The organism is Massilia antarctica (genome assembly GCF_015689335.1).
Taxonomy (GTDB): domain Bacteria; phylum Pseudomonadota; class Gammaproteobacteria; order Burkholderiales; family Burkholderiaceae_D; genus Telluria_A; species Telluria_A antarctica.
In genome coordinates, this window is the sequence record NZ_CP065053.1 from 5,097,019 (window position 1) to 5,121,431 (window position 24,413).

The window sequence follows — 24,413 nt, forward strand, 5'->3', positions numbered from 1 at the left end:
CCGGCTATCGATAGCCGGCATTGTGCAAAAGGTGGATCAGGTAGCGCGCGGTCGCCCTGTTTAATGCCGGCGCCGAGCGGATGGTCTCTTCGATGCGCGATCCCGGGTCGTCCGAGACCATGGCGAAGCTGCCGTTCTTCCCCGATTCCAGCACCACGATGCCGGCCGGGTGCCGGTAGCCCGCGAGCGGGTGGGCCGCCGCGACCCATAGCGTTGGCGTGTCGTCGAGTCCGAAAAAGGGCGTCAAGGTGGCCAGATGCGTGCCGTAGTTACTCTGCGCGCCGTGATGCGGCACCATTTTCGTGCACGACAGCGCAAGTTCCGACCGGTAGTACAGCGCCAGCTCCTCGAGCAATGCCCGAGTGCGAAAGCCGATGTCGCCCAGTCCCAGCCAACCGGCGCGGCGGGTTCCATCGCGGACGGAATAGTCGGAATGGTGTCCTATGGTGCACGCCACGTTGAAGCGGCTGGCGGCGCTCTGGCCCGAGGTGCGCGGGCCGGAGTACAGGCAGAGCGATACCTCGTTATAGTCTCCGAATACGCGGGCGCCGTCCTTGGTCAGGGCTTGATAGGCTTTTCCCAAGAGCTTCTTGACCGTCTCCGTGCTCACGGGGGTGCCATCGGCCGCTGCCACCGGCGGTTTGCCGAGGACCGAAAACAGCTGGTCCAGGATGGTTGTCGTATCGCCAGGCGCGGCCCTTCCGCTGACCGTTCTCGCAGCCGCTTCCATGATCTTCTTGAGCGGCTTGAATTCGTCGTTGCCGAACAAGGCCGTGACCAGCGCAGCATAGTTCGTCTCCCGCGAATAGAAGCGGAACATCCAGTCCGCGTCCTTGACACGGTAGGTGATGTTGACCTGATTCGCCGGATTCGGCCCGTCCCGTTCAAGCACGCTGCCGTCCTCGTCGCCGTCGCGGCCGAATTGATCGGAAAGCTCGCGCAGTTCGCGCAGCGACGCCAGGGCAGCCTGAATCTCCGCAAGGCTGCGTCCATCGAGCACGTAGCAGCACAACAGCCAGACCAGCAGCTTGCTATCCAGACGGTGCGGCAGGAATACGCGCTTGAACGTATAGCCCCCCTTGAGCAACAGTGTCACGCCGTTGCAGTGGTCCATGTCGAAACTTGAAATGACAAGCCAGTCGAATTTTTTTTCGTCTTCGGTTCGATGCAGGCCCGCCAGCACGGTGCGAATCGCATCCGGATTGTCCGATCCGCAATCGTAGATATAGCGGAACGGCTCGTCCTCCACCCACATGTCCGCCATGTGAAAGCCGCCCTGGCCAACCGGGTGCTGCACGCGCCTGACGAGTATCTCCTGCATGAAAACTCTCCCGTGGATGGTCTTGCGATGGCTGCAAGCTTGCCACGGCGCGCACCCGCGAATACTCATCAATTGTCACGCGCACGCTCGCGCGCCCAAAAAAAAAGGAACCCGAAGGTTCCTTTCATGCGTGCTGCATGGATTGGCGATTACTGGCGCACGCAATCGACGAAATAACCGCGCTTGCCATCGACTTCGCGCTTGACCAGGCCGTGCACGTCGGTCTCGAAGCCGGGGAAGCGCTCGTTGAAGTCGCGCGCGAAGCGCAGGTAGTCGACGATGGTCTTGTTGAAGCGCTCGCCCGGGATCAAGAGCGGAATGCCCGGCGGGTAAGGCGTCAGCAAAATCGCCGTGATGCGGCCTTCCAGCTCCTCGATGGCCACGCGCTCGATTTCGCGGTGCGCCATCTTGGCAAAGGCGTCGGACGGTTTCATGGCCGGGATCATGTCGGACAGGTACATCTCGGTGGTCAGGCGCGCCACGTCGTAAGTCTTGTAGAAGTCGTGGATCTGCTGGCACAGGTCGCGCAGGCCCATCGCTTCGTAGCGCGGGTTGGCCGCCGCAAACTCCGGCAGGATGCGCCACATCGGCTGGTTCTTGTCGTAGTCGTCCTTGAACTGCTGCAGCGCCGTGACCAGCGTATTCCAGCGGCCCTTGGTGATCCCGATGGTGAACATGATGAAGAACGAGTACAGCCCGCACTTCTCGATGATCACGCCGTGTTCGGCCAGGTACTTGGTGACGATCGACGCCGGAATGCCGGAGTCGCCGAACACGCCGTCCAGGGTCAGGCCCGGGGTGACCACGGTGGCCTTGATCGGATCGAGCATGTTGAAGCCCGGGGCCAGGTTGCCGAAACCGTGCCAGTCGTCCTCGGCGCGGATCATCCAGTCGTCCTGGGTGCCGATGCCTTCTTCCGAGAAGGTGTCCGGGCCCCACACCTGGAACCACCAGTCGTTGCCGAATTCGGCGTCGACTTTTTTCATGGCGCGGCGGAAGTCGAGCGCTTCGAAAATCGATTCCTCGACCAGCGCGGTGCCGCCCGGCGCTTCCATCATGGCCGCGGCGACGTCGCACGAGGCGATGATCGAATACTGCGGCGAGGTGGAGGTGTGCATCAGGTAGGCCTCGTTGAAGGCATCCTGGTCCAGCTTGACCGTTTCCGATTCGCGCACCAGCACCTGCGAGGCCTGCGACAGGCCGGCCAGCAGCTTGTGGGTCGACTGGGTCGAGAAGATCATCGATTCCTTGGCGCGCGGACGGTCCTTGCCGATCGCGTGCATGTTCTTGTAGAAGTCGTGGAAGGTCGCATGCGGCAGCCACGCTTCGTCGAAGTGCAGGGTGTCGATCTTACCGTCCAACATTTCGCGCAGGGTCTCGACGTTGTACACCACGCCGTCGTAGGTCGACTGGGTGATCGTCAGGATGCGCGGCTTCTTGTTGACGGCCTCGCGCGCGAACGGATTGGCTTCGATCTTGCGGGCGATCGATTCGGGCGTGAATTCTTCGAGCGGAATCGGGCCGATGATGCCGAGGTGGTTCCGGGTCGGCATCAGGAACACGGGGATCGCGCCGCACATGATGATCGAGTGCAGGATCGACTTGTGGCAATTACGGTCCACCACGACGATGTCGCCGGGTGCGACCGTGGAGTGCCAGACCATCTTGTTCGAGGTCGAGGTACCGTTGGTCACAAAATAGCAGTGGTCGGCGTTGAAGATGCGCGCCGCGTTGCGCTCCGACTTGGCGACCGGGCCGGTGTGGTCGAGCAGTTGGCCGAGTTCTTCGACGGCGTTGCAGACGTCGGCGCGCAGCATGTTCTCGCCAAAGAACTGGTGGAACATCTGGCCGATCGGCGACTTCAGGAAGGCCACGCCGCCCGAGTGCCCGGGGCAGTGCCACGAGTACGAACCGTCGTTGGCGTAGTTGACCAGCGCGCGGAAAAACGGCGGCGCCAGGCCATCGAGGTAGGACTTGGCTTCGCGGATGATGTGGCGCGCCACGAATTCGGGCGTGTCCTCGAACATGTGGATGAAGCCGTGCAGCTCGCGCAGGATGTCGTTCGGGATGTGGCGCGAGGTGCGCGTTTCGCCGTAGATGTAGATCGGGATGTCCGAGTTCTTGTGGCGGATTTCCTTGACGAAGGCGCGCAGCGCGATCAGGGCCGAATCGGTGTCTTCGATCGAGCCGGAGCCGAATTCCTCGTCATCGATCGACAGCACGAAGGCCGAGGCGCGCGACTGCTGCTGCGCGAACTGCGACAGGTCGCCGTAGCTGGTGACGCCGAGTACCTCCATGCCTTCTTTTTCCATCGCCTCGGCGAGCGCGCGGATGCCGAGGCCGGAGGTGTTCTCGGAACGAAAATCCTCGTCGATGATGACGATTGGGAAACGAAATTTCATGGACAGCTCCAAAGCGAAGCGCCGCGAGGGAAGTCCGCGCAGGTTGCGGGACGCCGCTCGCGGCACCGATAAAAAATAAGAAGCGGATTTTCGCAGAAATGGCGGAAATCCGGTGAAAAACTTTTGCTAGATTAACTACAAGCGGGCCGTAGTGTCGCACAACAGGCGCGCGCGCGGGGCGCGCACCCCGCGCGCTGTCCGTTTAGTGCGCCGCGACGGCGCCGGCGCCCAACAGCGCGCCGATCGGATCGATGTGCAGCCAGGCGAACACGCCGAGCAAAATGCCGACCGCGGCGACCGCGTAGGCGCCCATCATCAGCCACTTCTTACGGGTCAGCAGGGTGATCGCCGCCAGCGAAATGGCGATCTGTTCGGCCGTGGTGGCCAGCGCCCACTGGTGGTGCTGGTGCATCTTGGTGTCGGACTGGTGGTTCCACTCGTCGGCCTTTTTGTCGAGCGCCTCGGCTTCCTTGCGGATGTCATCTTTCTCCGCCTTGTAGCGCGCCACGTCGGTCTTGTATTTTTCCGGGTCGACGCCGGGCAGCACCATCGCCAGTTCTGCCAGGTTCTGCTTGTTCGACTTGGCCTGATAATAGTTCCAGCTGTTGGCGGCCTTGGTCTTTTCGATCGCGGCGTTATTCTTGAACAGCGCCGCATCGTTCTGGGTGGCGCCGCCCTGGTAGCCGAACATGGCGCCGACCGTGGCCAGTACCGCCGTCATGACCGCGATATTGTTGGAGAAGGTGTCGCTGCCGTGGGCTGCGTGTTCGACCGCGTGATCGTGCGGTCCGTGTACGTGAAATCCGTGTCCCGACATGGTATTAACTCGCTTTGCTATAAGTGACGAAGGCGTAATCGAAGCCATTGCTGGCCGAATGGTGTGGTTCGCGCGCGGTCTCGGTCCATGCGGCCGGGTCGAGCGCGGGGAAAAAAGTATCGCATGCGAAGCTGTGCGCGATCTCGGTGACGATCACGTGCTGCGCCAGGGCCAGGGTTTGCGCGTAGATCTGGGCCCCGCCGATGACGAAGGCCGGCGCATCGCCACCGTCCACCAGCGCGATCGCTTCCTGCACCGAGGCGGCCCGTTCGACGCCCTCGTGGCGCCAGCCGGGATTGGTGCTGATGACGATGTTGCGCCGGTTCGGCAGCGGGCGGCCGATCGAGTCGAACGTCTTGCGGCCCATGATGATCGGGTGACCCGTGGTCAGACGCTTGAAGTGCGCCAGATCTTCCGGCAGACGCCAGGGCAGGGTGTTGTCGATGCCGATTCCGCGTGCGGCATCCATTGCAACAATGAGTGAGAGTCTTGTCATATTGCCTAGCTGTTTCCAAAGAGATCAGAAGGTTGCCATTATCATCCAAATCGGCGACTCCGCAAGATTTTGATCTGCCAAAGATGCTGTTGAGCCGTACCTTCGCCCTGATAGTTTCAATGTGCTAAGTAACACAAACTCACCGGCTTGTTTTCTTGTACATCGTTAATTACAAAGAGGAAATTGGCAATTTCAAAATTAAGTGTTGGGATAAAACGTCACACATTAATTTCTGTAGGGCAACTGCAATCCTATGCTGTATTGTATTCCAACACTCGCCGCAACGAAGATGGATCAAGCAGGGTTTTCTTGTTCAATAGCAAGGTGAACATTGCCAGGGCCGGGCAGCGGGTGCCCTATTTTGGAGACCAGATGAAGCACCCTCTCAGTAACAGCACCGGCGCACGCCCGCGCGCCACCTTGGCATTGCAGGACGGCACCTTGTTTGAAGGCAGCGCCATCGGCGCCAGCGGCCAGACCAGCGGCGAAGTCGTGTTCAATACGGCCATGACCGGCTACCAGGAAGTGTTGACCGATCCGAGCTACACGCGCCAGATCGTCACCCTGACTTACCCTCATATAGGCAACACCGGCATCAACGGCGAAGATGGCGAGTCCGCGCGCGTGCAGGCCGCCGGCCTGATTATCCGCGACCTGCCTTTGCTGGCATCGAATTTCCGCTCGACCCAAAGCCTGTCCGATTATCTGGTGCAGCAGAACGTGGTGGCGATTGCCGATATCGATACCCGCAAGCTGACCCGCCTGCTGCGCGAAAAGGGTGCCCAGAATGGCGCCATCGTGGTCGGCGGCGAGCCTGGCGAAGCGCTGGCCCTGGCGCGCGCCTTCCCCGGCCTCGATGGCATGGACCTGGCGCGCGTCGCTTCCACCAGTGCGCCCTACGCATGGACCGAAGGCCTGTGGCAGCTGGGTGCAGGCTGCGCGCCGCACCCGGCGCCGCACCTGCACGTGGTGGCCTACGACTACGGCGTGAAAACCAATATCCTGCGCATGCTGGCCGGGCGCGGCTGCCGCGTGACCGTGCTGCCGGCGCAATCGAGCGCGCAGGATGCGCTGGCACTCAAGCCGGACGGCATCTTCCTGTCGAACGGACCGGGCGACCCGCAAGCCTGCGACTACGCCATCGAGGCCGCGCGCACCCTGATCGACAGCGGCACCCCCGTGTTCGGCATCTGCCTCGGGCACCAGATCATGGCGCTGGCCTCGGGCGCGCGCACGGTCAAGATGAAGTTCGGCCACCGCGGCGCCAACCACCCGGTGCAGGATCTGGCCACCGGCAAGGTCGCCATCACCTCGCAGAACCACGGTTTCGCGGTCGATGCGGCCACCTTGCCGGCCAACTGCCGCGTCACCCACGTGTCGCTGTTCGACGGCACCTTGCAGGGCTTCGAGCGCCTTGACAAGCCGGCCTTCTGTTTCCAGGGCCACCCGGAAGCCTCACCCGGTCCGCACGACCTGGCCGTATTGTTCGACAAATTCGTTACCATGATGGAAAGCCGTAAACATGCCTAAGCGTTCAGACCTCCGTAGCATCCTGATTATTGGCGCCGGCCCGATCGTGATCGGCCAGGCTTGCGAATTCGATTATTCCGGGGCCCAGGCCTGCAAGGCGCTGCGCGAGGAAGGCTACAAGGTCATCCTCGTCAACAGCAACCCGGCCACCATCATGACCGACCCCGAGATGGCCGATGTCACCTACATCGAGCCGATCGCCTGGGAAGTGGTGGCGCGCATCATCGCCAAGGAGCGGCCCGACGCCATCCTGCCGACCATGGGCGGCCAGACCGCGCTCAATTGCGCGCTCGACCTGCACCGCCATGGCGTGCTGGCCGAATTCGGCGTCGAACTGATCGGCGCCACGCCGGAAGCGATCGACAAGGCCGAGGACCGCGCCAAGTTCAAGGCCGCCATGACCAGCATCGGCCTGGCCTCGGCCCGTTCCGGCGTGGCCCACAGCATGGCCGAAGCGTGGGAAGCGCAAGGCCCGCTCGGCTTTCCGGTGGTAATCCGGCCGTCGTTTACGATGGGCGGCAGCGGCGGCGGCATCGCCTACGATGCGGCGCAGTTCCACACCATCTGCCAGCGCGGCCTGGAACTGTCGCCCACCAACGAGCTGCTGATCGAAGAGTCGCTGCTCGGGTGGAAAGAATTCGAGATGGAAGTGGTGCGCGACAAGGCGGATAACTGCATCATCGTCTGCTCCATCGAAAACCTCGATCCGATGGGCGTGCACACGGGCGACTCGATCACCGTGGCACCGGCCCAGACCTTGACCGACAAGGAATACCAGATCATGCGCAACGCCTCGGTGGCGGTGCTACGCGAGGTGGGCGTCGACACGGGCGGCTCGAACGTGCAGTTCGCGGTCAATCCGGCGGACGGCCGCATGATCGTCATCGAAATGAATCCGCGCGTCTCGCGTTCGTCGGCGCTGGCCTCCAAGGCCACCGGCTTTCCGATCGCGCGCGTGGCGGCCAAGCTGGCGGTCGGCTTCACCCTCGACGAACTGCGCAACGAAATCACCGGCGGCGCCATGCCGGCCTCGTTCGAGCCATCGATCGACTACGTGGTCACCAAGATCCCGCGCTTCGCGTTCGAAAAATTCGCCGGCGCCGACGAGCACCTGACCACCCAGATGAAATCGGTGGGCGAGGTGATGGCGATCGGCCGCACCTTCCAGGAATCGTTCCAGAAAGCCCTGCGCGGCCTCGATATCGGCGTCGACGGCGTGCGCCGCGACGGCATGCAGACCGGGCGCGCCGTGATCGAGGAAGAATTGAGCAAACCGGGACCAGACCGCATCTGGTACGTCGGCGAAGCCTTCGCCCAAGGCTTCACCCAGGATGAAGTGCACGCCTGCAGCGCCATCGACCCATGGTTCCTGGCGCAGATCCACGACCTGGTCGAAGTCGAGCAATGGATCGGGCAGCAAACCCTGGCCGCGCTCGACAAGCCGGTCATGTACCGCCTCAAGCAGCAAGGCTTCGGCGACCGCCGCCTGGCGGCGCTGCTGGGCGCGACCGAACAGGCGGTACGCACGGCGCGCCACGCACTCGGCGTGCGGCCCGTGTACAAGCGGGTCGACACCTGCGCCGCCGAATTTTCGACCAGCACCGCCTACCTGTACTCCACCTACGACGAAGAATGCGAAGCGGCGCCCAGTTCGCGCAGCAAGATGATGGTGCTCGGCGGTGGCCCGAACCGCATCGGCCAGGGCATCGAATTCGACTACTGCTGCGTGCACGCGGCGATGGCCCTGCGCGCCGATGGCTATGAAACCATCATGGTCAACTGCAATCCCGAAACCGTCTCGACCGACTTCGACACCTCCGACCGCCTGTATTTCGAGCCGGTGACCCTGGAAGACGTGCTCGAAATCGTCGCCCTCGAAAAGCCGGCCGGCGTGATCGTGCAGTACGGCGGCCAGACCCCGCTGAAACTGGCGCTGGCGCTGGAAGCGGCCGGCGTGCCGATCATCGGCACCTCGCCCGACATGATCGACGCCGCCGAAGACCGCGAACGCTTCCAGCAATTCCTGCAAAAGATGGACCTGCGCCAGCCGCAGAACCGCACTGCGCGCACCGAGGCTGACGCGGTGCGCCTGGCCGAGGAAATCGGCTATCCGCTGGTGGTGCGTCCTTCGTACGTGCTGGGAGGGCGCGCGATGGAAATCGTGCACGAGCAGGCCGACCTGGAACGCTACATGCGCGAAGCGGTCACCGTCTCGCACGATTCGCCGGTGCTGCTGGACCGCTTCCTGAACGACGCCATCGAGGTCGACGTCGACTGCGTCTGCGACGGCACGCGCACCCTGATCGGCGGCGTGATGGAACACATCGAGCAGGCCGGCATCCACTCCGGCGACTCGGCCTGTTCGCTGCCGCCGCATTCGCTCAGCGCTGCCACGGTGCTTGAAATCAAACGCCAGACTTCGCTGATGGCGCTGCAACTGAATGTCGTTGGCTTGATGAACGTGCAGTTCGCGGTCCAGCAAAAGCGGGTCGACGGGCGCGTGCACGACGTGGTGTATGTGCTGGAAGTGAACCCGCGCGCCTCGCGCACCGTGCCCTTCGTGTCGAAAGCGACCGGGCTGCAACTGGCAAAAATCGCCGCGCGCTGCATGGCCGGCCAATCGTTGGCAAGCCAGGGCATGCTGGAAGAAGCCGTGGCGCCATGCTTCAGCGTCAAGGAAGCGGTGTTCCCGTTCGCCAAATTCCCGGGCGTGGACACCATCCTCAGCCCCGAAATGAAATCGACCGGGGAAGTGATGGGTGTCGGTGCGACCTTCGGCGAAGCCTTCTTCAAGGCCCAGCTGGGCGCCTCGGTCAAGGTGCCGCGCGCCGGCCTGGTATACCTGCGCGTCAAGCGCGGCGACCAGGCCCGCGTCGTGGTGCTGGCGCGCCAGCTGCTCGGCGCCGGCTTCACCCTGTGCGCCAGCCTGGTCACGGCGACCGTTATCCGCGCCGCCGACCTGGCGGTGGAGGACATCGACGACGCCGTCATCCTGGAACGCCTGGCCGCGCGCGAGATCGCGATGATGGTCCTGACGGTCGACGAAAAGCGCAGCGCCGTGGTGGCTTCACGTCCGCTGCGGGTGGCGGCGCTGGCGGCCGGCACGGTGGTGTGCACCACCATCGCCGGTGCCGAATGCATGTTCGAGGCGGCCCGCCACGCCGACAGCTACGGCCTCGCCTCGCTGCAGGAACTGCACGCCAAGCATCCGCAGGCGGAACCGGCGCCGCCGGCGCGCGCGCTGCCCAGCGCCGCCGACCTGGCCGCCGCCTCCACCGTATTGCCCGAGCGGCGCGCCCGCTCGCGCGAACGCACCACCGGCGGCACCCCGCTCAAGCTGTTCATCCGCCAGCCGTTCACCGAATCGGACGCCGAGCAACAGCGCCTGATCGGCGACATCATGGACCTGATCGACAGCGCCAACGGCCTGCCGCATCCGTTCGACTACCTGACCGGGACCCGCGCAGAAAGCGCGGACACGTTCAAGAAGTCGTTCGAGCGCGATTTCCACCTGCCGTTCACGCCCAAGAACTTCCGCGACCACCGTCTCGGACTGCTCGACCACGCCGACGCAGTGGTCAATATCCGGGTCGGCATGAGCGAAAGCAGCGCCTTCGAGCTGGGCTACCACATCTTCAAGGGCCGCTGCACGCCGGTGCTGTTCCTGGTGTGGAAGCACGCGCCGATCAAGACCACCCTGATCCGCGAGCTGCAAGACCTGTGCGATGTCACTTACCTGGAGTTCGAGCATGTCGACGAACTGCGCAAGGGCATCCATTCCTTTTTCAGTACCATCCGGCTCAGCGCAAGCGAAGCCACCAATCCCTAGTCCTTCAAGGAGCAACGCATGTTCGATAACATGAAAATCAGGACGCTCGTGATCGGGGTCCTCGGATTCCTGATCGTGTTGATGGTTACCATCGGCGCCATGGGTATTTACAGCGGGCGCCATTCGGTCGGCCTGGTGCGCGACATCACCGTCGAAGACCAGCGCAACACCACCGTGCAATCGGCCATCCGGCTCGAAATGGAACTCAATCGCAGCCAGATCCTGCAGGCGCTCCAGCACAATCCGGTGCTGAGCTGGGCGCAGCTGCACGACCACCCGCTGACGGTCCACTTCGACCAGATCGACGCGATCGCCGGACGCACCGCCAAGCGCTGGGAAGAGTACATCGCCGGCGTCAGGTCGCCCGAGGAAAAGCGCCTGGCGCAGGAATGGTATGCCAAGAGCGATGGCCTGGGGATCGAGAACGTGCGCGCGGCGGCCGCCTTCATCAAGACCGAAAAATGGGATGACGCCGAAACGGTCCTGATCAAGAAAATCAACCCCGGCTACCGCATCGGCGACGCCACCCTGGCCACGCTCAAGGAACTGGCCGACAAGCGGGTCAAGGCCGATGACGCCATGGTCAACTCCAGCCTTGCGCGCATCGCCTACGGCATGATGGGCATCCTGGTCATTGGCGTGGTGCTCGGTGTCGCCGTGGGCTGGACCCTGGTCAAGGCCATTTCGGCGCCGCTGCAGGAAGCGATGCAGATCGCCGTGCGCGTCGCCGACGGCGACCTGACCGGGCAGATTGCGGTGCACGGTCGTAACGAGATCGGCGCCTTGCTGGGCGCAATGGCCAAGATGAAATCGAACCTGGCCGACATCGTGTCGGAGGTGCGCAGCAGCACCGACACCATTTCGAGCGCATCGAGCGAAATCGCGGCCGGCAATACCGACCTGTCGGACCGCACCAGCTCCCAGGCCAGTTCGCTGGAGCAGACCGCCGCCTCGATGGAAGAACTGACCTCCACCGTGCGCCAGAACGCCGACAATGCGCGCCAGGCCAACGTGCTGGCGATGTCGGCGTCGGAAGTCGCTTCCAAGGGCGGGCTGGTGGTGGCGCAGGTGGTCGAGACCATGGGTTCGATCAACGCCTCGTCGAAGAAGATCGTCGACATCATCGCCGTCATCGACGGCATCGCGTTCCAGACCAATATCCTGGCGCTCAACGCCGCCGTCGAAGCGGCGCGCGCGGGCGAACAGGGGCGCGGTTTCGCGGTCGTGGCATCGGAAGTACGCAACCTGGCGCAGCGTTCGGCCGGCGCCGCCAAGGAAATCAAGGAACTGATCGGCGACTCGGTCGAAAAAGTCGACAGCGGCGCCAAGCTGGTTGACCAGGCCGGCCTGACGATGCAGGAAATCGTCACCAGCATCCATCGCGTGACCGACATCATGGGCGAGATCACCACCGCCAGCGCCGAGCAGACGGCCGGCATCGACCAGATCAACGAAGCGGTCGGGCAGATGGATTCGATCACGCAGCAAAACGTGGCCCTGGTCGAGGAAGCTGCGGCTGCCGCCGGACTGCTGCAGGAGCAGGCCGGCACCCTGACGCAGGTGGTCAGCGTGTTCAAGCTCGATGGCGGCCGCGCGCCGGTCGCGCCAGCGCGCCAGGCGCCGCAGCGCAAGGCCGCGCCGGTGGCGCCGCGCCTGGGAGGCAAAGCCGCGCCGGTGGCGCGCAAGCCGGCCGCGCCCAAGCCGGCCCCGCAAAAGCGCGCCGCCACCACGGCCGCCGAATCGGACTGGGAAGAGTTCTGACCGGGTTCGCGCAGGTCACGGCGGTGCTGATGCCTGCGCCGCCATGTCTTGCGCGCCCGGCGTGCCGGCCTCACGCATCGCGTATTTTGTTTATCCACGTCGGAGCAGCAAACCGGTCGACGGCGGGCGGGCCGCGCCGCTGACGGTGAACATCGGATGCCAGATGCCTTCCCCTGATAGCCCAAGCGGCGCCCCTGCGCAAGTGCGGGGCGCCGCAGCGCGTCACACCGCGACCGGCGCCTTGATGGACGCGTGCGATTCGTAGGCGACCACCTCGAAGTCCTCGAACTTGTAGTCGAACAGCGAGTCCGGCTTGCGCTTGATGACAAGGCGCGGCAGCGCGAACGGCGCGCGCGAGAGCTGCAGGTCGACCTGCTCCATGTGATTCGAGTACAGGTGGCAGTCGCCGCCGGTCCACACGAAATCGCCCACTTCCAGGCCGGCCTGCTGCGCCATCATGTGGGTCAGGATCGCGTACGACGCGATATTGAACGGCACGCCCAGGAAGATATCGGCGCTGCGCTGGTACAGCTGGCACGACAGCTTGCCGTCGGCGACATAAAACTGGAACAGGGCATGGCAGGGCGGCAGCTTCATGTTCGGAATATCCGCCACATTCCAGGCCGAGACGATCATGCGGCGCGAGTCGGGCGTATTTTTGATCTGGTCGAGCACCTGGGCGATCTGGTCGACATGCTCCCCGCCCGGGGTGGGCCAGCTGCGCCACTGGTAGCCGTAGATGGGACCCAGGTCGCCGTTTGTGTCGGCCCAGTCGTCCCAGATGCTCACCCCATTGTCCTTGAGGTAGCCGATGTTGGTGGACCCCGCGAGGAACCAGATCAGCTCATGGATGATGGATTTGAGGTGCACCTTCTTGGTCGTCACCAGCGGAAAACCGTCCTGCAGGTTGAAGCGCATCTGATGGCCGAAGACGGAGCGCGTACCGGTGCCGGTGCGGTCGGTTTTTTCGGTGCCATGGTCTTTCACATGGCGCATGAAGTCGAGGTATTGGTGCATCGCTAAAACTCCTGATTATAACTCACTGGCCGGCCAGGCCCCTGGCCAGCAGCTCGATGCTGTCGCGCACGCGCTGGTCGGGCAGGCCGGCCAGGTTCTCGCCCACGTACAGCTCCACGATACTGGAATCGTCCAGCGCGCCCGGGGCGGCGCGCCCGAACAGCCACACCTGGTGCTCATGCGCGACCCGGTTGCGGATCTCGATGGCGCGTTCGCGGCTCACCGGCAGGTGCAGATGCAGCATGTTGGCCTGGGGACGGGCCGGATTGACGCGGATGGCCGGATAATCGCGCAGCACCTCGTACAGCCACTCGGTGCGGCGGAAGTAGTGCGGCATGGCGGCGATGCGCGCATCGAACTGCATCGCGGCCGACACCACGTAGGGCGAGCGATGGATCACATTGCCGCCCTCGCGCCGGAACCACTCGGCCGCGCGCTCGACGAACGAGCGGCTGCCGGCCAGCATCGCGCCACCCAGGCCGCCGATGCCCTTATATAGCGACACGTAGACCGAATCGAAGCCGGCGGCGATCTCGCGCGGCGTGCGCTTGTAGCCGGCCGCCGCCTCCCACAGGCGCGCGCCGTCCATGTGCAGGTGCGCGTTACGGGTGCGGCAATGGGCCTTGATCGCATCGAGCTGCTCCCAGGTCGGATTCTGGCCGCCGATTTCGCGCATCGGCACCTCGATGGCGACGGCGCCGAGTTTATCGGGAAGCGCGCGCAGGTCGGCGGCCGTCCAGGGTCGATGGCGTTCGCCCGCCAGCAGCGCATGGAAATGGCCGAGCAGCTGGTAGTTCGATTTTTCGTGGACGATGATGTGAGAGGTCGGATGGAGCGCGACGAGCGTGCTGGCGCGGTCCTCGCAGGCCAGGCGCAGCGCCGTGACCTGGGCCATGGTTCCGCTGATGCAGAACACGGCCGCCTCGAAGCCGAGCAGGGTGGCGATTTTTTCCTCGAACTGCTCGATCAGCGCGCCATTGCCGTAGACATCATGGGCCACATGATTATCCTCGCACCACGCGGCCATGGCGCGAAACATCTCGGCCGGCGTGCGCGCCCGATGGCCCGGCAGCACCGTATGGCAGTGTTGAAACAACTCGGCATCCGTCAAAACACTCTCCTTCGGCAACTAATTTCCCAACCGGGGTCCGACCTCTGATTCGAAATTTTGCTAAATCGCGGACAACCCCGGTTTGCAAAGATGCTCGCTAAACACTGTTTAGTCCCCGCATTGCGTCAAATCCGGTGTTTGCGCGCTTTTCTGCGTCGGAGTAGTGCACCGGTAAAAAGTTTCGAGTCAGAGGTCTGACCCCGGTTAAGAAATGTTTCGAATCAGAGGTCAGACCCCGGTCGGGCAGTTAGGCGGCTTCGTGGGTGATGTGGATGTTGTGGAACTGCAGGGCGGCGAGGTTGGCGTAGATGCCGCCCAGCGCAACCAGCGAGGCGTGGGTGCCGGTTTCGACAATCCGTCCGTCTTCCATCACGATGATGCGGTCGGCCCGCTGCACCGTCGCCAGACGGTGCGCGATGATGACCGTGGTGCGCCCGACCATCGCCGCTTCCAGCGCACTTTGCACCAGGCGCTCCGATTCGGCGTCCAGGGCACTGGTCGCTTCGTCGAGCAGCAGCAGTGGCGGGTTTTTCAGCAGCGCGCGCGCAATCGCGATGCGTTGACGCTGCCCGCCCGAGAGCCGTACGCCACGCTCGCCCAGGAACGATTTGTACCCCTGCGGCAGGCGTTCGATGAATTCGTGCGCGGCCGCCATGCGCGCGGCGGCAATCACTTCGGCATCGGTCGCATCGGCGCGCCCGTAGCGGATGTTTTCCATGGCGTCGGCCGAGAAGATCACCGTGTCCTGCGGGACGATGCCGATCGCGTCGCGCAGGGTGTGCAGGTCGAGCCGCTTGATGTCGACGCCGTCGAGCGTGATGGTGCCGCTTTGCGGGTCGTAAAAGCGCAGGAACAGCTGGAACAGGGTGGTCTTGCCGGCGCCCGACGGGCCGACCACGGCCACCGTTTCGCCCGGCGCGATCGATAAGGTCAGGTGCCCCAGCGCCGCCGTTTCGGGCCGCGACGGGTAGGAGAAGGTGACGTCGTTCAGGGCCAGCGCGGCGCCGGTGGCGGCACGCGCGGGCAGGGCCATCGGTTTGGCCGGATTCTGGATCGAGGATTGTACCGACAGCAGTTCGAGCAGGCGTTCGGTGGCGCCGGCGGCGCGCTGGGCTTCGCCCATCACTTCGGACAGCGCGCCGATCGAGCCGGCCACGATCGAGGCGTACAGAATGAACTGGCCAAGGTCGCCGCCGGTCATGGTCCCTTGCAGGACGGCGTGGGCGCCCAGCCACAGCACGAACACGATGGTGCCGAATACCAGCACGATGGCGATCAGTGTCAGCAGGGCGCGCGCGCGGATGCGCCGCATCGCGGTCTGGAACGCGCCTTCGACCGATTTGCCGAAGCGCGTCGCTTCGATTTTTTCGTGGGTGAAGGCTTGCACGGTCGGCATGGCGTTGAGGATTTCTCCGGCCATGGCGGAGGCGTCGGCGATGCGGTCCTGCGAATCGCGCGAGAGCTTGCGCACGCGTCGTCCGAACAGCACGATCGGCACGATCACCAGAACCAGCAGGCCGAGGATGATGGCGGACAGCTTCACGCTGGTCACGAACAGCATCACCAGGCCGCCCAGGAACAGCAGCACGTTGCGCAGCGCCATCGAGATGCTGGTGCCGACCACCGCCTGGATCAGGGTGGTGTCGGTGGTGATGCGCGAGAGGACTTCGCCGGTCTGGGTGGTTTCGAAAAATTCGGGACTTTGCTCGACCACGTGCTTGTACACGGCACTGCGGATGTCGGCGGTGACCCGTTCGCCCAGCCACGATACGGTGAGAAAGCGCGCGGCGGTGGCAACGGCCAGGACCGATGCCACGCCGAACAGGGCGAGGAAGGTGGCGTCGACATGGCGGATGCTTTTGGGCCCGGCCGAGGCGCCGAAGCCGAGGTCGATCATCTGCTTGAAGGCGGCCGGAATTGCCAGGGTGGCGCAGGCGGCAACCACCAGCGCGATGCCGGCCATCAGGAACTGGCGGCGGTAGGGGCGCAGGAAGGGGAACAGGCCTTTGAATGCGGCGAGACTGCCTTTGCGGTTCGATTCGGACGAGTTGCTGGGGGAACTGCTGGTGGAGCTGTTGGTCATTGTGTCAGTGCTTCAGTGTTCGTTTTTCAAAGTTTCATCGCGCGGTCGTAACCGGTCATTTCAAGGTATCCCTGGCCGGCCGGCGCCCCGTCGCGCTTGAGCGTGACCGCGCCTTCCCAGTACACGGCGCCGGTCGAGCGCCGCGAATCGAGCTCCTGGTCCTGCTGCAGTGGGGTGATCTGCCAGTTGGTGGCGCCCGTCCTCACTGTCGTGGCCACCGGGTAGACGGCATGCGTGCGCGGCGAGGTCCAGTGGGCCTGCGGCGTGAATGCGACGTCGTCGGGGGCGTATTGGGTCACGTTGCCGGCCGCATCGCGCAAGGTCGCGTGCGCCCACAGTTTATCACCTTGTTTGCCGCGTATCTGGAAAGCCATCAGCGCCGAGCCGTCAGCGAGATTGGCGCCGATCCAATCCCAGCCCTGGGCGTCGGGCGGCAGCGCTTCGGTGGACCATTCGTGATCGAGCCAGGCGCTCCCTTCGACCGTGCGCGCGGCGCCGCCGCCGGCAGCGGCCGTGCCGCGTACCTTGAGCTGCGGTTCGCTGTAGTAGTAGCTGGCGTAGCGCTCTTGCGCGCTCTTGCGCGAGTAGCCGTTCTGGCCCTGCGCCAGCACCGGCTGGGTCGGTGCGAGGGTCAGGTTCAGGTTCAGGTGCGGCGAGGCGATGCTCACCCGGTAGCTGCCGTCGGCCGCGCGCACCATGCGCCAGTCGTCCAGTTTGAGGTCGGTGGTGCCGGTCTTGGCGTGCGCCAGGCCGAAGCCTTCGCGCATGGTGCGCTGGTCGTGCGCCAGTTTGCCGAGTGCGGGGTCGGACAGCGCGGCGTGGCCGATCACCAGCTGTTTGGGCGCGAAGGCGCTCGGATTGGCGCGGTCATGTCCGGTGGCGCTGCGAAAGAAGGTGACCTGGAACCCGAGCGGCTTGCCGTCGCCGGTCTTGAGCCAGCCGGTGACGTACCACCATTCGGTGCGGTAGTCGGGATGGGCGCCGTAGTCAAGCGGGAACGCCAGCGCGCGCCCGGGCGCAACAAGCCCGAACACCGGCGGCGCCGCCTGGCAGGTGTGCGCCGCCGCCAGCAGCAGCGCGAAAATGGTTCGTTTCACCAGTCCTCCCTGACTGCTCGAATAGGTCCGCCCGACAGGGCGAAGCGCCCCGATACCAGCGCCGTCAGCACCGACGCCACCAGCAGCACGGCGGCGACGCTGCCCACCAAGGTCCATGGCACGTGCAGCTGCATCGACCAGTGGAACGATTGCGGGTTGACGACGTAGACCAGGATCACGCTGATGATGAAGCCAAGCGCGAAGCCGCAGGCCACGCCCAGCGCGGTCAGCGCCCCGCCTTCCAGGGCCAGGATGCGCAGCACCTGGCCGCGCGTGACGCCCACGTGGCGCAGCATGCCGAATTCCTTGGCGCGCGCCAGGGTCTGGGCGGAGAAGGTCGCGGCCACGCCGGCCAGGCCGATGGCGATGGCGATCGCTTCGAGCACGTAGGTGACGGCGAAGCTGCGGTCGAAAATGGTCATGCTGAGCGCGCGGATGTCGCCAGGCCTGGCAAAATCGAGGGTGCGCCCGAAGGGCAGGGCGCGCACCTGCTTTTCCAGCAGGTCGGCCGTGGCGCCTTTGGCGACCCACATCGCGGAATCGTTGACGTACATGTCGCCGGTCAGGGCGCGGTAGTCGGACAGGCGCATCTGCACCGAGCCGGCCTGGGTGGCGTAGTCGCGCCACACGCCGGCCACGAAGAAGTCGCGCAGCCGGCCGGCCAGGGGCATGCGCAGCACGCCGCCGGCCTTCACGCCATACAGGTCGACCATCGCTTCGGACACCCACACCGGCACCGCGCCGTTGGGCAGCGGGACCGTCTCGCCGCGGATCAGGAGCATGCGCGACGGGTCGGCGGCGTCGATGTTGCGCGCCATGAGCAGCACGTCGGGCCGCGCGGGGTTGAGCGAGACCTGGCGCGAGCGCAGGAAATCGACGCGCGCGGCGCCCGGCAGCGCGCGCAGCGCGGCCTGTTCGGGCGGACCCAGGCCGCCGGCGCTGCCGCCGCTGGCGATGCGCACATACAGGTCGGCCGGCAGCAGTTGCACCAGCCAGTCGTCGAGCGAGACGCGAAAGCTGGAGACCATGATCGCCATCGCCACCATCAGGCTGAAGCTCGATAGCACGCCGCCCAGGGCGATGGCGGCCTGGCCGGAAGCGTTGGCCAGGCGCGCCATGGTCAGCGCCAGCACCGGATGGCGCACGTCGCGCCGCATCGCCATCCGGTTGACCAGGCCGAACAGGGAGGCGGCCAGGCGCGGCATCAGGCCGATGCCGCCGATGAGAAGCAGGCCGATGGCGGCATAGCCGAACAGCGGCAGCTCGAACACGGGCGGCGCCAAGGCCAGCGCGCCGGCGGCCACGATGCACAGCACCGATGGCCAGACCCGCGCCAGGCGCGCCAGCGCGACTTCGTCGGTGCCCGATTTGAGGGCCACGGCGGGCGCCGCGCGCGACGCTTCGAAGGCGGGCGCCATGCAGCCGAGCAGGGCGACACCAAGGCCCAGCGCAAAGAAGACCATGGCCGCCACGGGGGTGAATTGCACCGCCGGGCGCGCGCCGGTAAAGTAGCCGGCACCGAGGTCGCCGCCGAAAAAATGCAGGGCGGTGGCGGCCAGTGCATAGCCGGCGCCGATGCCGGCCAGCGCGCCGACGATACCCAGGCTGGCGCCTTCGAGCATCACCTGGCGCAGCAACTGGCCGCGCTCGACGCCGAGCACGCGCAGCAGCGCGAACTGGCTGCGGCGCCGGATCACCGACAGCGCCTGGGTCGAAAACACCAGGAAGGCGCCGGTGAACAGGGCCACCAGGGCCAGCACGGTGAGGTTGACCCGGTAGGCGCGGCTCATGCCCTGGTTGCGGCTTTCGGCGTCTTCGTCGTTGGGCTGGCCGACGTTGAAGCGGCCGGGGAAATCGCGTTCGAGCTGGCGCGCCAGCTCGCGCTCGAAGCTGCCGCGGTCGACGCCGTCGCGCAGGCGCAGGTCGATGCGCGAGAGCGTGCCGACCTTGTCGAAGCGCCACTGGGCCGCGCCGATATCCATCACGCCGATGCGCTGGCCGGGGCGCGCCTGCTGCAGGCCGCCGGTCACGCGCAGGCTGAAGTCGCGTGTGCCCGAGCGCAGCAGCACCTTGCCGCCGCGCTGAGTCTTGAGCCAGCTCATGGCCGCCGGCGAGAGGAATACGGCGTCGTCGGCCAGCATGTCGGCCATGTTCTCGCTATCGGTGGCGCCGAGCAGGCCGGGCGACACAAAACCGGCGCGAAAGGCATCCAGGCCGATGATCTTGAGGTTGCCCTGCGCGCCGGGCACGCCGGCGTTCAGGGTCAGGACCGGCGACGCCACCGCCACCGACGGATGCTGGGCCAGGCGCGGATAAATCGACTCGTCGAAGCCGCTTTCGCGCGCCGACACCTGGATGTCGGCCTGGCCCGACAGGCTCTTGACGGCGGCCGAGAATTCGTTGAAGGCGGAGGCGTTGATCAGGTGGATGGCAAAACCCATGGCCACGCCGACGGCAATCGCCGCCACCGCGAGCAGGGCCCGCACCGGGTGGGCGCGCCACTCGCCCAGCAGCAGCCAGCGGGACAAGGTCTTCATCGGCGGCACGCGGCGTCGACCGCCCGGGCCATTTGCTGCGCGCGTAGGTCGCGCTGCGCCTTGCCCATGCCGCCGGCCTTGGCGGCTTCGGCCATCAGATGCTGTTGTTCCCGCGACTGTTGCTGTTGCATGCCGGCGCACCTGGCTTGCCGCGCGGCGGCCGCGCGGTTGGCGCTGGCGTCGGCGCGGGCGGCCTGCGCATGCATTGTGTCGCGGTTGGCGCGTTCCTTCTGCAAGCGCGCCAGCAAATCTTTCTGGCGCCGCAGTTCGCGCGCCGCGTTCGGATCGGCCGCGGGCGCGGGCGCCGCGTCGAGCTGGGTGGCGTTGCCGTCGGCGCAGGGCTGGTCGGCGTAGACGACCTTGCCGGCGGCGCTGCATTTATAGACGGGGCCGGCTTGCGCGGCGCCGCCCAGGGCGCACAGCGCCAGGATGTGCAGGGGGTGTAGCATGATGGCTCGCTCCGGATTCACAGGATTTTTCCAGGGTTCATAATGCCGAGCGGGTCGAGTGCCGCTTTGATGGCACGCATCATGTTCAGTTCCACATCCGACTTATATCGCTTGAGCTCGTCTCGTTTGAGGGCGCCAATGCCGTGCTCGGCCGAAATCGAGCCGGCGTAAGCCGCCACGCTGTCGTGCACGATGCGGTTGATCGCGTCCTGATGCGCCAGGAAGTCCTCGTGCGCGGTGCCCGGCGGCGGCGCCACGTTGTAGTGCAGGTTGCCGTCGCCCACATGGCCGAAGCAGACCAGCTGGCAGCCGGGATAGGCCGCCAGCACCCTGGTGTCGGTGCTGTCGATGAAGTCGGCGATGCAGGAAACCGGCAGGGCGATGTCATGCTTGATATTCTTCCCGGCCGCCGCCTGGGCCAGCGGAATGTGTTCGCGCAGCTGCCACAGGGCCAGCGACTGGGCCACCGAGGTGGCCACCACGGCATCGTCGGCGATGTCCTGGGCGATGGCGTCGGCGATGGTCTCTTCCAGCAGGCCGACGGCATGGTGTTCCGACTCGCTGCTCGACAGTTCGAGCAGCACGTACTGGGCGTGGCGGATCACGAACGGCTGCGCCAGGCTGGGGAAATGGGTGGCGACCAGGCGCAGGCAAAAATCGGACATCAGCTCGAAACCGGTCAGGCTGGCGCCGCAGCGGTCCTGGGCCAGGGTCAAGAGCTCGAGCGCTTGGCGCGGCGCGGCAATCGCGACCAGGGCCGTGATCGCCGCTTTCGGCTGCGGGAACAGGCGCAGCACGGCCCCGGTGATCACGCCCAGAGTGCCTTCGGCGCCGATGAACAGGTCGCGCAGGTCGTAGCCGGTATTGTCCTTGCGCAGGGCGCGCAGGCCATCCCAGAGTTCGCCCTGGGCGGTGACCACTTCCAGGCCCAGGCACAGTTCGCGCGTGTTGCCGTAACGCAGCACTGCAGTGCCGCCGGCATTGGTCGACAGGTTGCCGCCGATGCTGCAACTGCCTTCGGCCGCCAGGGACAGGGGAAACAGGCAACCAGCTGCGCAGGCCGCTTCCTGGATGGTTTGCAGGATGCAGCCGGCGTCGACCGTGATGGTGCGGTTGACCGGATCGAGGGCGCGCACCCGGTTCAGGCGCGCCAAGGAGAGCACCACGGCGCTGCCGCTTGTGTCGGGCACGCTGCCCAGCACCAGGCCGGTGTTGCCGCCCTGCGGCACCAGCGGCACCCGGTGCGCGGCGCAGGCTTGCACCAGTTGCGCCACCTGGCCCGGGTCGGCCGGACGCAGCACCGCCAGCGCGCGCCCCGTGAAGCGGCCACGCCAGTCGGTGAGGAAGGGCGCCATGTCGGCGTCACTGGTAAGCACGTGGGCCGGGCCGGCGATGGCGCGGCAGCGCTCCAGGAAGCCGCTGCCGGGCTCTGTACTGTTCAAGGCGCTCACTTCGTCGATTTGGTGGAGTTCACCTTCTCCAGCAATTCCTTGGCCATCTTTTTGGCGGCCTTTTTATACGGACGCAGGTACAGCAGCGCGCAGGCGAAATAGACGAACACGAGCACGATTTCGCCGAGCGCCATCATGCGCGATTCCGGCAGCTTGTCGCTCCAGGCGCGCACCACGCCCTCGGTGAAGTACAGCAAAATCACCATCGATGACCATTGCAAGGTGTAAATGTCGCGCTTGATCACGCCGCCCAGGGGAATCAGCAGGGGCACGACCTTGAGCGCCAGCACCCAGCTTCCCGGGCGCAAGGGCGCGACCACGATTTCCCAGGCCAGCAGCCAGGCGATCAGCACCGCCAGGCTGGCGATGGCGCCGATGTGAAAGTATTTGGGCGGCTGCATCAGGACGCTCCGTGCAGGCGGGCGGCGGTTTCCGCCAAACGGCGGCCCATCGCGATGGCGAGGCGTTTTTCATCCTCGCTGACCGGCTTGTTGCCATCGACCCCGGCCCAGTGGGTCGGGCCGTAGGGCGTGCCGCCGCTGGTGGTGGTCATCAGTTCCGGGTTGCTGTACGGTAGGCCCATGATCATCATGCCGTGGTGCAGCAAGGGGATCATCATCGACAGCAGGGTCGATTCCTGGCCGCCGTGCAGGCTGCCGGTGGAGGTGAACACAACCGCCGGCTTGCCCGACAGGGTGCCGGCCAGCCATTCGGCGGCGGTGCCGTCCAGAAAATATTTAAGGCTGGATGCCATATTGCCAAAGCGGGTAGGCGAGCCCAGCGCGAGTCCGGCGCACTCGGCCAGGTCCTGGACTTCCACATAAGGGGCGCCGGCCGGCGGGATGGCCGCTTCGGTGGCCTCGGCCACGCTGGAGACGGCGGGCACGGTGCGCAGGCGCGCATCGACCCCGGGGACGCTCTCGATACCTTGGGCAATGAGCTCGGCCAGCTTGCGCGTGGCGCCATGGCGCGAGTAGTACAAAACGAGAATAATCGGATTGGCTTGGTTCATCGTTGGTATTATAGGGCGCTTTACAGGATTACATCGGCGCAGCCGGCGCGTTTTTCACGCCTTAACCAGATACATGCTTTCAAAAACAGTCCATTCAATTTCCCGATCCACCAGCGAAATGATCAATAGCAGCGTCGATATGGTGCGTGGCCTGACCTGGAGCGAAGCACGCGACTTGCTTCGCTTCGCGCGGCGCCGCCTCAACGAAGAGAAATTGCCCCAGGTGGCAGGCAGCCTCACGTTCACCAGCACGCTCGCGCTGGTGCCGCTGCTGACCATCGTGCTGGCCATTTTTACAACTTTCCCCGTGTTTAGTAATTTCCGGGTTGCGCTGGAAGCGTATTTCGTCCAGACCCTGATGCCCAAGGCCATCGCCAACACCATCACCGGCAACCTGACCCAGTTCGCGAGCAAGGCCAAGAGCCTGTCGGCGGTGGGCGCGGTGGCGCTGGTGTTCACGTCGGCGGCGATGATGAACATGATCGAGCGCGCCTTCAACCAGATCTGGCGGGTGCGCGAGGCGCGTCCGATCGCCCAGCGCGTGACGATATACTGGGCGCTGGTCACGCTCGGCCCGCTGCTGGTCGGGCTGTCCTTGACGGCCACCTCGCATCTGTTCATGGCCACCAGCGCGCTGACCAGCAATCTGCCGTTTCTGAGTACCCTGTTCTACACGGCCGCCTCGGTCGGGCTGACCACCGGCGCCTATACCTTGCTGTACATGACGGTGCCGAACCGCTTCGTCGACTGGCGCGATGCGGTCTGGGGCGGCCTGGTGGCGGCGGTCGCCTTCGAGGTCGCCAAGCGCCTGTTCGCCATGTTCGTCAGCCGCTTTCCGACCTACGCGATCATTTATGGCGCGCTGGCGGCGCTGCCGCTGTTCCTGCTGTGGATTTACGTGTCGTGGATGATCACCCTGGTCGGCGCCTTGCTGGCGGCGGCGCTGCCGATCGTCAAATACGAGCGCTGGTGGTACGAGCCGGTGCCGGGCGGCGCTTTTGTGGACGCCATGGCGATCCTCAAGGTGCTGCACGGATGTGCTCAGGTGAGCGACACGGCGCTGGTGTCGTCCGCCGCGATCCGCGCGCACACGCGCATCGGCTACGATGAGATGACCACCCTGCTCGAACAGATGCTGGCCGTGGGTTGGGTCGGGCGGGTGCAGGCGAATGTGACGACCCGCTCGCGCTGGGGCAAGCGCGCCATCGAAAGCGCCGAGAACTGGGTATTGCTGGTCAATGTGGACAAGCTGCGGCTGGCCGATGTGTACCGCCTGTTCGTGTTCGGCCGCACCGCCATCGATGCCGCCGTGGCCATCGACCTCGACAAGGATACCGAGCTCGACGATAACTCGCCGATGACGCTTGACGGCAGCGCGCTGGCGCGCCAGGTCGAGTGCGCGGTGGAAGATGGCTTGAACCAGACCCTGGCGCAGCACTTTGCGGCACCGCCGGCACAGGCGGCGCGCGCGTAGGCCGGCACGCTACTTGAGCGCGGCGT

17 protein-coding genes are annotated in these 24,413 nt (G+C 65.3%); 4 read left to right on the top strand and 13 right to left on the bottom strand.

Annotated features, from left to right (window positions below; translation table 11 throughout):
- Positions 1 to 4: 4 nt before the first annotated feature.
- The 4 genes from IV454_RS22675 to IV454_RS22690 all read right to left on the bottom strand — a co-directional run bounded on the left by IV454_RS22675 (position 5) and on the right by IV454_RS22690 (position 5,036).
- Positions 5 to 1,321 (bottom strand): ComEC/Rec2 family competence protein, encoded by a 1,317-nt coding sequence (locus IV454_RS22675; RefSeq protein WP_206087954.1) that lies wholly within the window; start codon positions 1,319 to 1,321, stop codon positions 5 to 7.
- 149 nt (positions 1,322 to 1,470) lie between these two features.
- A complete protein-coding gene (locus IV454_RS22680) occupies positions 1,471 to 3,723 on the bottom strand; it encodes an arginine/lysine/ornithine decarboxylase (protein WP_167090532.1) in 2,253 nt (750 codons plus the stop codon).
- Between the two features lie 202 nt (positions 3,724 to 3,925).
- Positions 3,926 to 4,540, bottom strand: a complete 615-nt coding sequence (locus IV454_RS22685) for a DUF4337 domain-containing protein (protein ID WP_206087955.1) — start codon at positions 4,538 to 4,540, stop codon at positions 3,926 to 3,928.
- A 4-nt stretch (positions 4,541 to 4,544) separates the two neighbouring features.
- Positions 4,545 to 5,036: a dihydrofolate reductase gene (locus IV454_RS22690; protein ID WP_206087956.1), complete on the bottom strand. Its 492-nt coding sequence runs from the start codon at positions 5,034 to 5,036 to the stop codon at positions 4,545 to 4,547.
- Between the two features lie 372 nt (positions 5,037 to 5,408).
- Between IV454_RS22690 and carA the strand changes: the two genes are divergently transcribed.
- Genes carA through IV454_RS33380 form a run of 3 tightly spaced genes read left to right on the top strand, consistent with a single transcriptional unit; the run spans position 5,409 to position 12,156 of the window.
- A complete protein-coding gene (carA, locus tag IV454_RS22695) occupies positions 5,409 to 6,566 on the top strand; it encodes a glutamine-hydrolyzing carbamoyl-phosphate synthase small subunit (protein WP_206087957.1) in 1,158 nt (385 codons plus the stop codon).
- The gene (gene carB / locus IV454_RS22700; RefSeq protein WP_206087958.1) at positions 6,559 to 10,395 is read left to right on the top strand and encodes a carbamoyl-phosphate synthase large subunit; all 3,837 of its coding nucleotides are present in this window, start codon (positions 6,559 to 6,561) and stop codon (positions 10,393 to 10,395) included. The genes carA and carB overlap by 8 nt, the downstream gene beginning before the upstream one ends.
- 18 nt (positions 10,396 to 10,413) lie before the next feature.
- Complete coding sequence (locus IV454_RS33380; protein ID WP_206087959.1) at positions 10,414 to 12,156, top strand: methyl-accepting chemotaxis protein; 1,743 nt, start codon at positions 10,414 to 10,416, stop codon at positions 12,154 to 12,156.
- Between the two features lie 222 nt (positions 12,157 to 12,378).
- On the opposite strand, the gene thyA is transcribed toward IV454_RS33380, so the two are convergent.
- From thyA to wrbA, 9 genes are all read right to left on the bottom strand, one after another.
- The gene (gene thyA / locus IV454_RS22710) at positions 12,379 to 13,173 is read right to left on the bottom strand and encodes a thymidylate synthase (RefSeq protein WP_206087960.1); all 795 of its coding nucleotides are present in this window, start codon (positions 13,171 to 13,173) and stop codon (positions 12,379 to 12,381) included.
- A 22-nt stretch (positions 13,174 to 13,195) separates the two neighbouring features.
- Entirely contained in the window at positions 13,196 to 14,284 is a 1,089-nt protein-coding gene (locus IV454_RS22715; RefSeq protein WP_206087961.1) for a threonine aldolase family protein, read from the bottom strand.
- Positions 14,285 to 14,531: 247 nt separating this feature from the next.
- Positions 14,532 to 16,367 carry an ABC transporter transmembrane domain-containing protein gene (locus IV454_RS22720; RefSeq protein WP_206087962.1) on the bottom strand — a complete coding sequence of 612 codons (1,836 nt, stop codon included), beginning with the start codon at positions 16,365 to 16,367 and terminating at the stop codon, positions 14,532 to 14,534.
- A gap of 26 nt (positions 16,368 to 16,393) precedes the next feature.
- A complete protein-coding gene (locus IV454_RS22725) occupies positions 16,394 to 17,464 on the bottom strand; it encodes a lipocalin-like domain-containing protein (protein WP_206092939.1) in 1,071 nt (356 codons plus the stop codon).
- Complete coding sequence (locus IV454_RS22730) at positions 17,461 to 20,001, bottom strand: FtsX-like permease family protein (RefSeq protein WP_206087963.1); 2,541 nt, start codon at positions 19,999 to 20,001, stop codon at positions 17,461 to 17,463. The genes IV454_RS22725 and IV454_RS22730 overlap by 4 nt, the downstream gene beginning before the upstream one ends.
- Entirely contained in the window at positions 19,998 to 20,450 is a 453-nt protein-coding gene (locus IV454_RS22735; RefSeq protein ID WP_206087964.1) for a DUF4124 domain-containing protein, read from the bottom strand. The genes IV454_RS22730 and IV454_RS22735 overlap by 4 nt, the downstream gene beginning before the upstream one ends.
- A 17-nt stretch (positions 20,451 to 20,467) precedes the next feature.
- Positions 20,468 to 21,892 (bottom strand): FAD-binding oxidoreductase, encoded by a 1,425-nt coding sequence (locus IV454_RS22740; RefSeq protein ID WP_229521785.1) that lies wholly within the window; start codon positions 21,890 to 21,892, stop codon positions 20,468 to 20,470.
- Between the two features lie 5 nt (positions 21,893 to 21,897).
- Positions 21,898 to 22,302 (bottom strand): DUF2069 domain-containing protein, encoded by a 405-nt coding sequence (locus IV454_RS22745; protein WP_054267922.1) that lies wholly within the window; start codon positions 22,300 to 22,302, stop codon positions 21,898 to 21,900.
- Complete coding sequence (gene wrbA, locus IV454_RS22750) at positions 22,302 to 22,913, bottom strand: NAD(P)H:quinone oxidoreductase (protein WP_206087965.1); 612 nt, start codon at positions 22,911 to 22,913, stop codon at positions 22,302 to 22,304. Before wrbA ends, IV454_RS22745 begins: the two co-directional genes overlap by 1 nt.
- A 118-nt stretch (positions 22,914 to 23,031) precedes the next feature.
- Between wrbA and IV454_RS22755 the strand changes: the two genes are divergently transcribed.
- The gene (locus tag IV454_RS22755) at positions 23,032 to 24,387 is read left to right on the top strand and encodes a YihY family inner membrane protein (RefSeq protein WP_206087966.1); all 1,356 of its coding nucleotides are present in this window, start codon (positions 23,032 to 23,034) and stop codon (positions 24,385 to 24,387) included.
- Positions 24,388 to 24,413 lie beyond the last annotated feature (26 nt).

What these genes read in the sequence shown, in the direction of transcription:
- IV454_RS22675 (WP_206087954.1), bottom strand. Translation starts at nt 1,321, where the DNA reads ATGCAGGAGATACTCGTCAGGCGCGTGCAGCACCCGGTTGGCCAGGGC.
- IV454_RS22680 (WP_167090532.1), bottom strand. Translation starts at nt 3,723, where the DNA reads ATGAAATTTCGTTTCCCAATCGTCATCATCGACGAGGATTTTCGTTCC.
- IV454_RS22685 (WP_206087955.1), bottom strand. Translation starts at nt 4,540, where the DNA reads ATGTCGGGACACGGATTTCACGTACACGGACCGCACGATCACGCGGTC.
- IV454_RS22690 (WP_206087956.1), bottom strand. Translation starts at nt 5,036, where the DNA reads ATGACAAGACTCTCACTCATTGTTGCAATGGATGCCGCACGCGGAATC.
- carA (WP_206087957.1), top strand. Translation starts at nt 5,409, where the DNA reads ATGAAGCACCCTCTCAGTAACAGCACCGGCGCACGCCCGCGCGCCACC.
- carB (WP_206087958.1), top strand. Translation starts at nt 6,559, where the DNA reads ATGCCTAAGCGTTCAGACCTCCGTAGCATCCTGATTATTGGCGCCGGC.
- IV454_RS33380 (WP_206087959.1), top strand. Translation starts at nt 10,414, where the DNA reads ATGTTCGATAACATGAAAATCAGGACGCTCGTGATCGGGGTCCTCGGA.
- thyA (WP_206087960.1), bottom strand. Translation starts at nt 13,173, where the DNA reads ATGCACCAATACCTCGACTTCATGCGCCATGTGAAAGACCATGGCACC.
- IV454_RS22720 (WP_206087962.1), bottom strand. Translation starts at nt 16,367, where the DNA reads ATGACCAACAGCTCCACCAGCAGTTCCCCCAGCAACTCGTCCGAATCG.
- IV454_RS22730 (WP_206087963.1), bottom strand. Translation starts at nt 20,001, where the DNA reads ATGAAGACCTTGTCCCGCTGGCTGCTGCTGGGCGAGTGGCGCGCCCAC.
- IV454_RS22735 (WP_206087964.1), bottom strand. Translation starts at nt 20,450, where the DNA reads ATGCTACACCCCCTGCACATCCTGGCGCTGTGCGCCCTGGGCGGCGCC.
- IV454_RS22745 (WP_054267922.1), bottom strand. Translation starts at nt 22,302, where the DNA reads ATGCAGCCGCCCAAATACTTTCACATCGGCGCCATCGCCAGCCTGGCG.
- wrbA (WP_206087965.1), bottom strand. Translation starts at nt 22,913, where the DNA reads ATGAACCAAGCCAATCCGATTATTCTCGTTTTGTACTACTCGCGCCAT.
- IV454_RS22755 (WP_206087966.1), top strand. Translation starts at nt 23,032, where the DNA reads ATGATCAATAGCAGCGTCGATATGGTGCGTGGCCTGACCTGGAGCGAA.